Consider the following 14,704-nt stretch of genomic DNA (forward strand, 5'->3'; position numbering starts at 1 on the left):
TGGTGAAGTAAAAAGCTATAGAGGGGGACTGTCCGATGAAGGCAGTCCCTTTATTTGTAGTTTTACGGTAATTTTACAGCCGATTTTCTCGCGATTAGGTTATAATAAATATAAAATAGCCTTATAGTTTTTATGAAAGGAATGTGCTCCTATGCCTTTGATTTACTGTGTGGAAGATGATGAAAATATCCGTGAACTCGTCGGTTATGCCCTGCGCAGTCAGGATTTCGAAGTAGAAACCTTTGCCGACAGCCGAGAATTTTGGCCGGCTCTCGAAAATAGGATGCCTGCGCTCTTGCTGCTGGACATCATGATGCCCGGCGAAAGCGGCAATGACATCCTCGATAAACTGCATAAATCACCGCAGTATAAGTCCCTGCCAGTTATCATGCTGACGGCGAAGACCAGTGAATACGATATCGTCAAAGGCCTCGACGGAGGTGCCGATGACTACGTCTGCAAACCCTTCGGGATCGTCGAGCTCATTTCCCGTATCCGTGCCGTCCTGCGCCGGTCGACGCGGCAGAGCACGGAAACCAACGTCTATACCTATGGCCTGGTTACCCTGGATCAGGAAAAACATACCGTTTCCGTCGACGGCAAGCCCTGTCATCTGACGGTCAAGGAGTTTGAACTCCTTCGCTACCTTTTGGTCAATACGGATATCGTCCTCAAACGAGAACAGATCATGGAAGCCGTTTGGGGCTTCACTTATGAAGGTGAAAGCCGGACCATCGACATGCATATCAAGAGCCTGCGACAGAAGCTCGGTGACGGCGGCAAGATCATCCATACCGTCCGCGGCGTAGGCTATGTCATCGGAGGCGGCCTATGAAGCGTAAGGTCTACGCTAGCCTGCTGGTTATGGGGCTGGCCTGCATGGCCGTCACGCTGCTCATATCGACTTGGTTTTTTTGGAACTCAACACAACGACAGATTCAGCAAGAATTGGAAATGACGATGAACGTCGTCGAAACGACGATTGAAGAAGGCAATGATACGACGCTGTACCTGCAAAAGATGGGCTTTCACAATAATGACGGCCTGCGCATTACCTGGATCAGTACCTACGGCGTCGTCCTCTTTGAATCAGATTATGATAAGGGCGTCATGGAAAATCATTTAGAACGTCCTGAAGTAAGAGCGGCTATGGCCACCGGGGAAGGCATGGCCGTCCGCGATTCACAGACCGTTTCCAAGGCCTTGTACTACTATGCCAAGCGATTGCCTGACGGAACCATTTTGCGGGTCAGTCTCGAGCGGGATACCTTTTATGCCCACTTCTTGAATCTCCTTCCCTGGACATTGCTTCTCCTGGGCTTGTCGGCCCTGGCCTGTGTCAAAGCGTCGCGCATTCTGACGGCCAGCCTGCTCAGCCCTTTGCGCCAGACGGCCCTCTTTATCCGCCAAATCAACGATGTCAACGTCAAGATGACCGAACCGCCGCACGTCGATCATGAGCTGCAGCCACTAGTCGATAAGATCTTTTTCCAAAGTCAGACCATTACCGACAACCTGCGAAGTCTGGAGCAGCAGCGAAATATGATGCGCCTTATCATGGAAAACCTTCAAGAAGGCGTCATCCTGACCGACAAATCCTACGGCATTGCCGGTCTCAACCTAAGGGCAGCTCACTTTTTAGGGGCCGACAATACCCAGGCCGTACTGCAGCGAAATTTAAAGGAACTCATGCCTGACGCGCCGTGGAATCATTTACAGCACTTAGAAGGCGTCTGCGAAGAAAAGCTGACTCGCGCTGACCGCCGGTATCTGTTGACGATACAGCCGGTCTATAAGGACGATGATTTTTATGGGATGCTGTTTATCGTCGACGATGTGACTGAACAGGAACGGCGGGAACAGCTGCGCCGGGAATTTACGTCCAACGTATCCCACGAATTAAAGACGCCCCTTACGTCGATCAGCGGCTTTGCCGAAGTTTTGTCGACGGGGATTTGCAACAATAAAGACGATATCATCCATTTTGGGACACTCATTCGCAAAGAAGCCCTGCGCCTTTTGCAGATGATTGAAGAAATCATGCACCTGGCCCGCATCGAAGACGGCAAGCGCCAGATTAAGATGGAAGACGTAGACCTTCGCGAACTCATTCAGGAAATCGTCGAGTTTATGGAACCGGTCTTGATGGAAAAGAAGGTAACCATCCACTGTACGCTGGATGATACGACGATCCTCGGCGACCGCGGCTTGTGTCGGGAACTCATTATGAACCTCCTCGACAATGCCGTGAAGTACAACCGCCCGGGCGGTCACGTCTATGTTACCGTTCGTCATGAAGGTCATCGTGTCGTTCTCGTCGTCCGCGACACGGGGATCGGTATTCCCGAAGATAAACAGAAGCGCGTTTTCGAACGATTCTATCGCGCCGACTCCAGCCGCTCCCAAAAAATCAAGGGAACCGGTTTGGGGCTTGCGATCGTTAAACACATTGTGGAACAGCATCACGGCACGATTGCCCTTACCAGTAAAGAGAATGAAGGAACAGAAATCACCATTACCTTCCAGGCCTGATCAGGCCTGGCGGGTTGTGGTGATTTTTTTTACAATATTTTACAATACATACATCCAAACCTTACATCCTGTTGATAGGATAAGACTGTATTCAGAATCAGGAACATCTTTCAGATTCTTTTATTTAAAGGAGAGGATTTCGTTATGAAGTTGAAAAAATTAGTTCTCATCGCTTTGGCAGCCACTATGGCTATTGGCGTTGCTGGTTGTGGAAGTCAGCAGCAGAGTAGTGATTCGTCCAAACAAGCGAACGTTTCCGGAAGTATTACTGGCTCTGGTTCTTCGGCCTTGCTGCCCTTAGTGAAAGACGCAGCTGAAAAATTCAAGGCAACGAACAAGGACGTCACCATTACCCTCAATGCCGGCGGTTCCGGTACGGGTCTGAAACAGGTTTCTGATGGTTCTGTTGATATGGGCAACTCTGACGTACCGGCCGAAACGAAACTCGATAAAGAAAAAGCCGACAAATTGGAAGACCACAAAGTCGCTGTTATGACCGTTGCTACGATCATCAACAAAGACGTAGGCGTTAAAAACTTGACGCGTCAGCAGCTGCAGGATATCTTCACGGCTAAAGTTACGAACTGGAAAGATGTAGGCGGTCAGGATATGCCAATCGTCTTGGTAACGCGTCCGAAGACCTCTGGTACTCGCGCACTGTTCCAGAAATATGCTATCAACGGTGCTGAAGAAGCCGACAACAAATCCCTTGAAACGGATAACTCCGGCATTCTTATTCAGAGCGTTTCCCAGAACCCGGGTGCTATCGGCTATGTCGCATTGCCGTACTTGCTGAACAATGATTCCGTCGGCGTCGTTTCCATCGATGGCGTAGAACCTACCTTGGAAAACACCTACAACGGTAAATACAGCGTATGGGGCTACGAACACATCTACACGAGCAAAGATCCGAAACCGGCTGTTAAAGCCTTCATCGAATACATCACAGGTGCCGAATACGGCAAACGTATCGAAGAACTTGGCTACGGCGTAAGCTCGAAGATGCAGACGAAAGAAGTTCATTAATCTATTGGAGGAACGGGTATGAATGCAATCGAAACGGTGGTCCAAAGAGCCCATCGTAACGAGAAAGCAGCCAAAACGTTCATCACCATTTGCGGCATCGGTATGGCACTGGTGCCGCTTCTCATTGGCGCTTTTCTCTTTGTTAAAGGTACAGATACGTTTTTCACTTTCGGCCACAGCGTAACGGAATTTCTCTTTTCCGGTCAATGGAAACCGAGCGATACGGCCGAAGGCGGCGGTCAAGTTGGGGCTGCTATGTTCTTGGCAGGTTCACTGGTTACGTGTCTGCTGGCACTAGTTATTTCCTTGCCCTTCAGCCTGGCCTCGTCAATTTATATGACTGAAATCGCGACGCCTAAGCGGCGCCGCCTGATTCAGCCGGCTATCGAATTATTTACGGGCATTCCTTCTGTTGTTTATGGCTTTGTCGGCATGACCGTCCTCATTCCGGCACTGCGCCATATCTTCCCGATGCCCTTTGGCTTTTCCGTCTTAGCTGCCGGTATCGTCTTGGCCGTCATGATTTTCCCGACGATTACGACGATGGCAGCCGATGCCATGGCAGCTGTTCCCAAATCGTGGCGCGAAGCTTCTTACGGCCTCGGTGCAACGCGTTGGGAAACGATTGCTCACGTCGTCCTGCCTGCTGCTAAGAGCGGTATTTTCACCGGTATCATCCTGGGCCTGGCCCGTGCCTTGGGCGAAGCCCTGGCCGTTGCTATGGTTATCGGTCAGATGAAAGTCTTCCCGACATCCTTGTTCCTGCCGGCTAGTACCCTTACGACGGCAATTTCAGCGGATATGGGGGGCGCCATGGAAGGCGGCGAATACAATGCCGCTCTGTGGACGATGGCGTTGGTCTTGTTCCTGCTGTCGTTCCTGTTCATTTTCATTATCCACCAGATCAATGCCGCTTCCGAATTAAAAGGAGGACGGAGTTAATATGACCAGTATTGAAACCAAAAAAAGTAAAGATAAAATGATGACCGCCGTTTTTACGTGCGGCGCGGCCTTTGCTGTCGTATTGCTGATTGCCTTCGTTCTTTACGTCGTCGTCAGCGGTGTAAGCGGCATGACACCGCAACTCTTATCCTTTACCGGTGCCGGCTTAGGAAACATGTTCTTTAATACGATTTATTTAGTCGTATTAGCCTTGGTCGCCAGTGCGATCATCGGGATCCCGGCCGGTATCTTCCTCGCTGAATATGCGAAAAAAGGCCGCATCACCCATTGGGTCCGCATGGCCGTTGAAACCTTGGCATCCCTGCCATCTATCGTCGTCGGTTTGTTTGGCTACTTGGTCTTCATCGTCATGACCGGTTCCCAGTGGAACCTCATGGCCGGTGCTTTGGCCGTATCCATCCTGACATTGCCCCTGGTTACGTCGGTTACGGAAGATGCCCTGCGCAACTTACCGTCGAGCTACCGCAACGGCAGCTTGGGCCTCGGCGCTTCTCACTGGCAGACTATCTGGCATGTCCTCTTGCCGGCTTGCTTCCCGCGCATCATGACTGGCCTCATCATGGCTGCCGGCCGTGGTTTTGGTGAAGCTGCTGCTTTGATGTTTACGGCAGGTATGTCGACGGATATCGACTGGACCAACTGGGACATTACGACCAAATCGAGTCCCCTTAACCCTTTCCGTCCCGGCGAAACTTTAGCCCTGCACATCTGGGCTCTTCGTACGGAAGCCCTTCATGCCGATGCAGCCCAGCAGGCTGCTGCATCGTCGGCAATCCTGATGATCATGGTATTGGTCTTCAGCCTGGTTGCACGCTATTTAAGCTATCGAATCGATAAGAAAATGGGAGGAAACAACTAATGTCTGAAATTACTACGACCCTTACGGGTTTTTCGGCAGCCACGATCGAAAAGAAACGGGCTGTTGATGCGGTACAGGAAGGTGCACAGAGCACGACCGGTACGGCGGAATATACCTTTGATGTCAGCAACATGGATCTCTTTTACGATGAATACCAGGCGCTCAAAGACATCAACATGAAAATTCGTAAAAATGAAATTACGGCCCTCATCGGCCCTTCGGGCTGCGGGAAGTCGACCTTCCTCAAGACCTTGAACCGCATGAACGACTGGGTCGAAGGCTGCCGTGTCACCGGCGACATCCGCTTTGAAGGTCAGGATATCTTCAAGGAAGTCGACCCCTTGGCACTGCGCTACCGCGTCGGCATGGTTTTCCAGCAGCCGACTCCGTTCCCGAAGAGCGTTTATGAAAACATTGCCTACGGTCCCCGCGTCCAGGGCATCAACGATAAGAAGAAACTCGATGAAATCGTTGAAAGAAGCCTGCGTCAGGCTGCCTGCTGGGACGAAATGAAGGACCGCCTCAATAAGAGCGCCCTCGGCCTGTCCGGCGGTCAGCAGCAGCGTCTGTGCATTGCCCGTACCCTGGCAGCCGATCCGTCGGTCATCCTCATGGACGAACCGACTTCGGCCTTGGACCCGATCTCGACGCAGAAAATCGAAGATTTAGCCTTGGAATTAAAAGAAAAATATACCATTGTCATCGTTACCCACAGCATGCAGCAAGCCCGTCGTATTTCTGACAGAACGGCATTCTTCCTCTTAGGGGAACTTATTGAGTACGATAATACACTGGATATGTTCACCAATCCGTCGAATCCCAAGACAGAAGAATATATTACCGGCCGTTTCGGCTAAGAGGAGGCAAGGGACTTATGCTGGAAATTTATGAAAAAGAACTGGCTGAGCTGAAGCAGGATATGATCGGCTTGGGCATGAAAGTAGAACAGGCCGTAGAAAGCACGTGGAAGGCCTTGGAACGGAAAGACGTCGAATTGGCTCAGCGCATCTTTGACGGCGACGATGCCATCGATGAACTGGTCAAATCGTGCATGAAGAAAGACTTGACGATTAGTTTGATGCAAGGTCCCGTGGCGGCTGATTATCGGAGCTTGATGGCAACGCTGAAAATCCTCTCCGACTTAGAACGCATTGCCGATCACTGCGCTGATATCAGCCACTACGTTATCCACTTGAAACAGACCAACCACGACGTTCCCTTGCCGGTAGGCGTAAAGGAAATGTACGGTGTCATGTCTTCCATGGTCAGTGACGTCATCGACTTCTACAAAGAACGCGGCACGTCATCTCAGGCAGAATTCATGCGGGATAAAGACGATATCGTCGACCAGGCTTTCAACAACCTGATGATCGATCTGTCTGCCGAAATGACTAAACACCCGGAAAATTCCAAAGACTACATCGACTTGGTCTTGGTTATTAAGTACATCGAACGAATGGCTGACCATGCAAACAACATTGCTGAATGGCTCATCTATCGCGATACTAACGAAATTCGAATCTAAGATACGGATTTTACGAAGCACAAAGCCCCATAAGTTATGCCTGGCGTAACTTGTGGGGCTTTGTTTCTGTCAAAAATAGGGTGCCTTTGGAAGGTCGAAGGCAGGGGTAAGCGGATGAGAACCCGTTTTGCAGGTAATGACGGGAAAGGGGCAGCGAATCAATAATGGCCTGCCGCTGCGCCTTATAGGGGATGTTCATGGAGCCGTTTCGGCTGCCGCTTCGCTAAGGGCATTCTTACTGGTAAAAAGAGCTTTCTGGAATCCTTGGTACGCTCCTGTAGAGCTCGCCAAGCCCTTGGGTATGGTAAGCCCTGGTCGTGAAGTCCTGCGGGAAATGAACGCGAAAAAAACGCAGTCCCGACGAGGACTGCGTTTGAACCTATCCGTATCAATATTCCGGAGGCATATTCTTTTGGGTATGCGGCATGGAAAGGGCATCGCCAGGATACTGGTGGAATTTAACTGGCGATGAGGTAAAGCCGCGGCCGACGACTTCAGAAGCGTCGCTGATGATCATGAAGGCTTGAGGATCGAGCTTGTTGACGATTTCCTTGACTTTGGCCACTTCCGTCAGTTTGATGACGGCATAAATGACTCGTTTATCCTGCATGGTGTAAGCCCCTTGGCCGTGGATATAAGTGGCGCCGTGGCCGATATAGCGCATAAGAACCTGGGCGATGGGCGTCGAGCGGTTGGAAATGATGAGGACGCTCTTTCGCTGCTTGAGGCCGAGGACGACCTTATTGGTAATAAAGGCGGCGATATAGATGGCGACGAAGGTCAACACGGCTCTTTCTAGGGAGAACATGTAAGCCGCTGCTGACAGGATGACCAGGTTGAGGATCATCGTAACCGTACCCATTTCCAGGGAGTAGTATTTTTTGACGATGGCGCCGATGACATCAAGGCCGCCGCTGTTGCCGTTGTATTTGTAGATGATGCCGAAGCCGATGCCCGACAGGATGCCGCCGGTAATGGAGGAGAGCATGGGATCATCCATGATCTGCCACGTCGATAAGAAGGACGTGGCGTCGGCCAGGACCGAGAGCATGATCGTACCGACGATGCTGAGGAGGGTGTAACGGCGTCCCATGAATTTGTAGCAGGCGATCATGATCGGGATGTTGAGGATGAAGATGCCGGTCCCGACGGGAAGGCCTGTTGCAAAATAAATCATGATGGCTGCGCCGCTGATGCCGCTGCTCAATAAATGGAAGGGGATGAAGAAGGCGTTCATCCCGATGACGACGACCAGGCTGCCGACGAAGGAGGCAATGTAAGGAACCGCTAATTCCCAAAGGGTCTGGGCTGGTAATAAGTTTTGTGCCGGTAATAAGTTTTTCATAATTTTTCCCCCAGTTTGAATGAACAATTGTAAAGCAAAGGAAAAAACGGTATAATCATGATAGCATAATGAAGATTCTGTGCATTCGTACAGGATGCTATGAAGGCAGTAAATTCCTGCTTTTGTCTCATTATAACATAGGGAAATTTTTAATCAATAAGGCAGTGCACATTTTATACACGGAGTGACAGTATGACTGAAATAACAGAAATTGGCTATGGAAAAATTAACTTGGCGTTGGCGATTACAGGCTGTCGAGAGGATGGTTATCACAATATCGATACGATCTTCCAATCGATCGGACTCTACGATACGGTAACGCTGACCGAAGCGGAGGAATTTCAGTTAACCTGTTCCGTCGAGTCACTGCCCTGTGACGAGACCAATTTAGCCTACCGGGCTTGGAAAGCCCTCTGTCCATATAAAAAGGACAATCACCAGGTGGCCATCCATATTGAAAAGCGTATTCCCATTGCCGCCGGCCTGGCTGGCGGCAGTACTGACTGTGCCGCCGTTCTGCGCGGGTTGAATCGCTTGTGGAATCTCTCGTTATCGCAGGAAGAATTGTGCCGCATTGGTGCTAAACTAGGTGCCGACGTGCCTTTTTGCCTTTGCGGGGGTACTATGCGCGGCACTGGGATTGGCGAACGACTTCGAGTGCTGTCGCCTCTGCCGCCCTGGCCGGTTGCCCTGGTCCATCCCCGGGTCGCCGTAGAGACGAAACGAGCCTATGCGCTCTTTGACGGCCATAAAGAGCATGGCACCATCGATGTCGATGCCGTTGAAGCGGCCATCGAAAAGGACGATTTCGAAGCCTTGACAGATGCCATGGGAAATACCTTTGAGGAACTCGTCATGCCCGACGTGCCCCAAGTAGCTCAGTGCCGGGATCGATTGGCATCGCTTGGCCTGCAGCCACTCATGGCCGGCAGCGGACCGACGGTCTTTGCCTTAGTACCGCCGACGAGGGAAGAAGAAGTGCGGCGCCAAGTGATGACTTGGGCCGATGTCGATACATACATGACCACAATCGTGAAACGAGGGGACGGTGAAAGATAACCGATGCAAAAACAGACGAAAAGACATGCGTTAGAACCGATAAAATTAGATGCCTACCGACCGCTGCGGGAAGTCGTCAGCGAGGCCCTGCGCCAGGCCATTAAAGACGGGGTGCTAAAGCCCGGCGAACGGTTGATGGAAATTCAACTGGCCGAAGAACTCGGCGTCAGTCGGACTCCGATTCGCGAAGCCATCCGCAAGTTGGAACTGGAAGGCTTCGTCGTCATGGTACCGCGGCGCGGAACCTACGTGGCCGATATTTCTTTGAAGGATATCGCTCAGGTTTTTGAAATCCGAAGTGCGTTAGAAGAACTGGCGGCCGGCCTTGCGGCGGAACGGATTACGCCGGATGAACTCGAAGATTTGGAACGGATTCTCGTCGAGATCAATGAATATATCGACAACGACCAATTCGATAAGATCGTCGATGCCGACATCCGCTTCCACGACGTCCTGTATCATGCCAGCCGTAATCAGCGACTGGTCGATATCTTGAATAATTTGCGCGAACAGATGCTGCGCTTTCGCTCCATTTCCATGCATTATCCTGGCCGTTTAGCGGCAACCTGGGAAGAACATCGGCAGATGGTGGAAAACATTGCCGATCACAACAGCGCCATGGCGCGGAAAGTGGCTAAAAAACATATGGAAAATTCAGAACGCACCCTGCTGAAAGGGATTCGTCAAGATGAAGAATCGGCTCGACGCGTCCATGAATTATTCCCTCATCAAGACAGATAAGGAAGGGACTTTCAAATGGGACATTTTTTACTCGATCATTTTCACGAAATTCATGAGCGTTCTGAGCACATGGAAGATTTCGAAAACTTTCTCTATGTTTTGACTTATATTTTGTTTGTCTGTTTATTCATACGCTCCCTTGTCGCCTTATATATGGGGCATTGGAATCTATTTTGATAGAAGGGTATTTTTTTATGAAAACATATTCACTTCCCTTTGGAAAAGGGGATCAGCATATTTCTCTTGATGAAACACACGTATTATATGATTTACATGGGAACCATGTCCCTGCCGTAACCGATGAGGCCGCCGAGGTCCGCAAAGCGCTGCGCCAGCCGATTGGAAGCCTTCCTTTGGCAGAGGTCGTAAAATCGTCTGACACGGTGGCCATCATCGTCAGTGACATCACGCGTCTCGTCCATACGGCCCAGATGCTGCCGGTCATCGTCGATGAATTGAACCGGGCAGGCATTCCCGATGAACAGATCAAGGTCATCACGGCTCAGGGGACCCATCGGGCTCATACGTCGGAAGAAGATGAACTCGTCTGCGGCAAAGAAATGGTACAGCGCCTTACCATCATTAACCACGATTGCCGTAATAAGGAAAACCTCGTAAAAGTCGGTACGACGACGCACGGCAACGATGTTTGGCTCAATGCCGAAGCCGTTCGGGCTGATAAGGTCATCGTGACCGGTGCCGTATCCTTCCATCCCATGGCCGGGTTTGGCGGCGGCCGTAAAGCTGTGTTGCCGGGGATTGCCGGCTATGAAACGATCATGCGCAACCATGCCCTGGCCCTTACGGAAGACGTTGGCGGCGGCTGTAATGAACGCTGCGAAACGAGTCTCTTAGAGGACAACCCCCTTCACGACGATATGAAGCAGGCAGCAGCCCTGCTGAATCCTTGCTTTTTGGTCAACACCGTCTTTTCGGCTGACGGGGATCTGGCTGAAGTCGTCGGTGGTCACTGGTATGAAGCCTGGAAGAAAGGCTGTGATGACCTCCTGTCCTTTGCCAGCGTGCCCATTGCTGAGAAAGCCGATATCACCTTGGCCTCTGCCGGAGGTTATCCCAAGGATATGAATCTCTACCAGAGCATGAAGGCCCCCATGAATGCCGTTTTTGCGACGAAACCGGGCGGCACGATGATCCTCACCCTCGATTGCCCGGATATTAAGGAACCGACCGTCTTTACGGATTGGTTTTTCCGCAGTGATATGACGGCCTTTGAACGGGACTTGCGGGCCGACTTTTCCATTCCGGCCTTCGTGGCCTTTAAGTCACACTGTATTTTCCGCTCCATGCAGGCTGTTTATGTCGTAACTCGGCCGGAAAACTTTGATATCATCCGCCAGAGCGGTCTCATCCCGGCGGCATCGTTAGAAGCAGCCTGGGAAAAAGCGCAGGCCAACCTTCCCCAAGATTACACCGTTACCGTTATGGGCCATGCAGCGGCGACCTTTCCCGTATTATAAGGCATTTTTTAGTCGCAGTTATAAATTAGGCTATAAAAGAAGCTGTCAGAATACAGCTTCTTTTTTTTATATAGAACTCAATGAATTAAAGGTTCTTTAAGATAGAGATACGATATAGATAAAATGATAAAGGGGTATATATTTTTTTAAGAATTTTAAAGACAAATAAGGATGCCTGTACTATAATAGTCGTAAAATCACAAAGCAGTTGCACTGGGTGAAACCCTGGTTCCATTTCTGCTAAAAGCAAAGGGGATTTTACGATGAAAACATACAATCCGGTTACCGATGAAGTGTTAGCAGCCTTAAAAAATGCCGTTGGCGATAAATACGTCAAGACCGATCCGTCCGTCCTCGACGTGTATAAGTCCGATGAAAGTTTAGCGCCGTCCTTTTGGCGGACGCCGGAAGTCGTCGTCTTGCCGGCAAGTACTGAAGAAGTTTCTGAGGTCCTTAAAATCGCCAATCACTTTGGCGTCCCGGTCACGCCGCGCAGTGCCGGTACCAGCGTCAGCTGCGGTGCCGTTCCGGCCTATGAAGGCATCGTCCTCCTCATGGAACGGATGAATAAAATCCTCGAGCTGAACGAAGACGGCATGTATATGATCGTTGAAGCCGGCGTACGGACCATTGACATTCAAAATGCAGCTCGCGAAAAAGGCCTGCTCTACGCCGGTGACCCCTGTAGCTCTGACAGCTGTCTCATCGGCGGTAACCTGGCCACCAATGCCGGCGGCAATAAAGCCGTTCGTTACGGTACGACCCGCCACCAGGTCTATGCCATCGAAGCCGTTCTGCCGACGGGGAAGATCGTAAATCTCGGCGCGACGCTTCAGAAATGTTCTACCGGCTTCTGTTTGGATCAGCTCATCATCGGGTCCGAAGGGACGCTGGGCATCATTACTAAGGCGACGTTGAAACTCGTTCCATTGCCGCCATACAAACTCGACGTCCTGGCCGTCTTTACCGACCTTGCTAAGGCGACGGCCCTGGTCCCGAAACTCATTAAGGCCGGCCTTAATCCGACGTCTGTCGAATTCATGGACAACAATTTCGTCCGCAGTGCCAGCGATTACAGCGATTTGAAGCTGCCCCATTACGAAGACGGCTGTTATGATATCATTTCCATCGAAACCTTCAACGAAGATGAATTGGACGATAAGATGGAAAAACTGGCTGCCGTCTGTGAAGAATGCGGTGCGACGGATATCGTCGAAGCCGATGACCGAGTATGGAAGGTCCGCCGCAACTGCCTGGAAAGTACGCGAGCTTTTTCAAAAGTGGCCACGTCGGAAGATTTAGTCGTTCCCGTTCCTAAGATTGCCGACTGCATCCAGCATTTGGTTGAAGAAAGCAAGAAGTACGACTTCCGCATTTTCTGCCTGGCTCATGCCGGCGACGGCAACCTGCATTTCCAGATTTTAAAATGTGACATGAGTGATGAAGCTTGGGAACAGCAATTGAAGGACTTCCGGTCGACGGCGTATACTTATGTATATAATCTGGGCGGCCGCCTGTCCGGTGAACACGGCATCGGTTTGAAACGCCTCAAGTATATGGAAGAATATACGGACCCGGCTGAACTCGACCTGATGAAGACCTTGAAAAGTGCCGTAGATCCTAAGTGGATTCTCAATCCGGGCAAGGTCATTGAAGAACCTTCTATTTTTTGAGAATTTATTTTCATAAAGTAGGTATAAGTCATGCCAACTTTATTGTTTAAAGATTGTACTTAACATTATAAAAAATAAACTTATTGTTAATAAAAAAACTATTGGACAAACGCGGCCGTTTCATGATATACTACAAAAAACGATAATAAATATCAATGAATATTAAAATAACATTAAAATATCAAAACTAGTAAAAGGAGATGTTGAGATGAACGCCATTGTAGTATATTCATCCCAGACCGGCCGTACCAAACAGATTGCTCAGGCCGTTGTATCCGGTCTTCCTGAAGGGACGCCCTGCGTCAGCGTCGATGAAATGCCGAAAGATCTTTCCGGTTATGACTGCGTTTTCGTCGGCTTTTGGAGCGATAAAGACCAGGCTGATCCCAAAGGACAGGAAGCTTTGAGACAGATTAAAAACGACAACGTAGCCGTTTTTGCAACCCTTCATGATGATCCTTATTCTGACCAGGCTTCGAAACACCTGCGCGGTGCTGTGGAACTCTTAAAACCCGGCAGTGGCGTCATCGGAACCTATGTTACCTGGACGGATAAGGATAAATACATGCAGGTTCCCGTCGATGAAAGTGAATTGAACCTCGATCAAGCTCGGGCTTTCGCACAAGATACGATGAGCCGTGTTCAAAAACAGTAATAGCCTAAGGGCAGTGAAAAGACCTCAGATTACCGTTGTAATCCGAGGTCTTTTTTATAGGCGTCGTTACTTTGTTCCGGGCTGATATAGCCTTGTTCGGTCATGAGGGTCAACACGATTTTTTGTCGGGCTTTGGCAGCCGGATAGTTTTGCAGGGGATTATAATAGGTCGGAGCCTGTACCAGGCCGGCCAGCATGGACGCTTGAGCCAGGTCTAATTTTTCCGGCGACGTCGTAAAATAGGTCCGGGCGGCATCGTCGATGCCCGTAGCATTGGCGCCGAAATACGCCGTATTGAGGTAGATCTCCAAAATTTCATCTTTGCTGTAATTCTGTTCCAATAAGAAGGCCATGACGAATTCCTGCGCTTTTCGGGCGAAGGTCCGGTCTTGGGACAGGAAGACATTTTTTACGACTTGCTGGCTGATGGTGCTGCCGCCTTCTACGGTTTCACCGGATTGGATGTTGGTCAGAATGGCCCGGCCGATACCGATGGGGTCGATGGCGCCATGGGAATAGAAGCGGCGGTCTTCGGTGGCGACGACGGCGTGCTGCATCGGTTTAGAGATGGCTCCGATGGCCACATAGACCGGGATTTTTTTGATCTTGGCGTCCATGGCCTGATGAAAGTGTAAATAGGGATAAAGACTGGTTTCAAGGGGCTGGAGCGGTGCCGGCCAAGTCCCTTGGGGCTCGGATTTCTCTTTGGTCCCGGCGGTTATGCCTGTCGTCGGCTTCGGCGTTTTCGGCGCGTCAAAGAGCAGGTTCCAGCCGACGCAGAGGGAAAAGGCCAGGATGAAAATGGCGATGTATTTTTGTTTCATCTAAATGCGGGCAGGATACTCCGA

At 50.4% G+C, this 14,704-nt stretch carries 14 protein-coding genes; 12 read left to right on the forward strand and 2 right to left on the reverse strand.

Features of this window, described 5'->3' with window-relative positions; translation table 11 throughout:
• Positions 1–151: 151 nt before the first annotated feature.
• The 7 genes from HMPREF3201_RS01850 to phoU all read left to right on the forward strand — a co-directional run bounded on the left by HMPREF3201_RS01850 (position 152) and on the right by phoU (position 6,905).
• Entirely contained in the window at positions 152–835 is a 684-nt protein-coding gene (locus HMPREF3201_RS01850) for a response regulator transcription factor (RefSeq protein WP_044504559.1), read from the forward strand.
• A complete protein-coding gene (locus tag HMPREF3201_RS01855; RefSeq protein WP_062411463.1) occupies positions 832–2,532 on the forward strand; it encodes a sensor histidine kinase in 1,701 nt (566 codons plus the stop codon). The genes HMPREF3201_RS01850 and HMPREF3201_RS01855 overlap by 4 nt, the downstream gene beginning before the upstream one ends.
• A 144-nt stretch (positions 2,533–2,676) precedes the next feature.
• The gene (locus tag HMPREF3201_RS01860) at positions 2,677–3,558 is read left to right on the forward strand and encodes a phosphate ABC transporter substrate-binding protein (protein WP_062411464.1); all 882 of its coding nucleotides are present in this window, start codon (positions 2,677–2,679) and stop codon (positions 3,556–3,558) included.
• Between the two features lie 18 nt (positions 3,559–3,576).
• Positions 3,577–4,500, forward strand: a complete 924-nt coding sequence (gene pstC / locus HMPREF3201_RS01865) for a phosphate ABC transporter permease subunit PstC (protein WP_062411465.1) — start codon at positions 3,577–3,579, stop codon at positions 4,498–4,500.
• 1 nt (position 4,501) lies between these two features.
• The gene (pstA, locus tag HMPREF3201_RS01870; RefSeq protein ID WP_062411466.1) at positions 4,502–5,380 is read left to right on the forward strand and encodes a phosphate ABC transporter permease PstA; all 879 of its coding nucleotides are present in this window, start codon (positions 4,502–4,504) and stop codon (positions 5,378–5,380) included.
• Complete coding sequence (gene pstB / locus HMPREF3201_RS01875) at positions 5,380–6,237, forward strand: phosphate ABC transporter ATP-binding protein PstB (RefSeq protein WP_062411467.1); 858 nt, start codon at positions 5,380–5,382, stop codon at positions 6,235–6,237. The genes pstA and pstB overlap by 1 nt, the downstream gene beginning before the upstream one ends.
• A 17-nt stretch (positions 6,238–6,254) precedes the next feature.
• On the forward strand, positions 6,255–6,905 hold the full coding sequence (gene phoU / locus HMPREF3201_RS01880; RefSeq protein ID WP_062411468.1) for a phosphate signaling complex protein PhoU: 651 nt from the start codon (positions 6,255–6,257) through the stop codon (positions 6,903–6,905).
• A 388-nt stretch (positions 6,906–7,293) separates the two neighbouring features.
• On the opposite strand, the gene HMPREF3201_RS01885 is transcribed toward phoU, so the two are convergent.
• The gene (locus tag HMPREF3201_RS01885) at positions 7,294–8,250 is read right to left on the reverse strand and encodes a YitT family protein (protein ID WP_062411469.1); all 957 of its coding nucleotides are present in this window, start codon (positions 8,248–8,250) and stop codon (positions 7,294–7,296) included.
• Between the two features lie 192 nt (positions 8,251–8,442).
• Between HMPREF3201_RS01885 and ispE the strand changes: the two genes are divergently transcribed.
• From ispE to HMPREF3201_RS01910, 5 genes are all read left to right on the forward strand, one after another.
• Entirely contained in the window at positions 8,443–9,309 is an 867-nt protein-coding gene (gene ispE / locus HMPREF3201_RS01890; RefSeq protein ID WP_062411470.1) for a 4-(cytidine 5'-diphospho)-2-C-methyl-D-erythritol kinase, read from the forward strand.
• 3 nt (positions 9,310–9,312) lie between these two features.
• Complete coding sequence (locus tag HMPREF3201_RS01895) at positions 9,313–10,050, forward strand: GntR family transcriptional regulator (RefSeq protein WP_062411471.1); 738 nt, start codon at positions 9,313–9,315, stop codon at positions 10,048–10,050.
• 194 nt (positions 10,051–10,244) lie between these two features.
• A complete protein-coding gene (gene larA, locus HMPREF3201_RS01900; RefSeq protein ID WP_062411472.1) occupies positions 10,245–11,528 on the forward strand; it encodes an NPN-dependent 2-hydroxyacid racemase, LarAH10 family in 1,284 nt (427 codons plus the stop codon).
• A 263-nt stretch (positions 11,529–11,791) separates the two neighbouring features.
• Positions 11,792–13,201 carry an FAD-binding oxidoreductase gene (locus tag HMPREF3201_RS01905; protein WP_062411473.1) on the forward strand — a complete coding sequence of 470 codons (1,410 nt, stop codon included), beginning with the start codon at positions 11,792–11,794 and terminating at the stop codon, positions 13,199–13,201.
• Positions 13,202–13,409: 208 nt separating this feature from the next.
• A complete protein-coding gene (locus HMPREF3201_RS01910) occupies positions 13,410–13,856 on the forward strand; it encodes a flavodoxin family protein (RefSeq protein ID WP_062411474.1) in 447 nt (148 codons plus the stop codon).
• 29 nt (positions 13,857–13,885) lie between these two features.
• Here the strand turns inward: HMPREF3201_RS01910 and HMPREF3201_RS01915 are convergent, their stop codons facing one another.
• A complete protein-coding gene (locus HMPREF3201_RS01915) occupies positions 13,886–14,680 on the reverse strand; it encodes a transglycosylase domain-containing protein (RefSeq protein WP_062411475.1) in 795 nt (264 codons plus the stop codon).
• Between the last annotated feature and the right edge of the window lie 24 nt (positions 14,681–14,704).

This window comes from Megasphaera sp. MJR8396C (genome assembly GCF_001546855.1).
GTDB lineage: Bacteria > Bacillota > Negativicutes > Veillonellales > Megasphaeraceae > Megasphaera.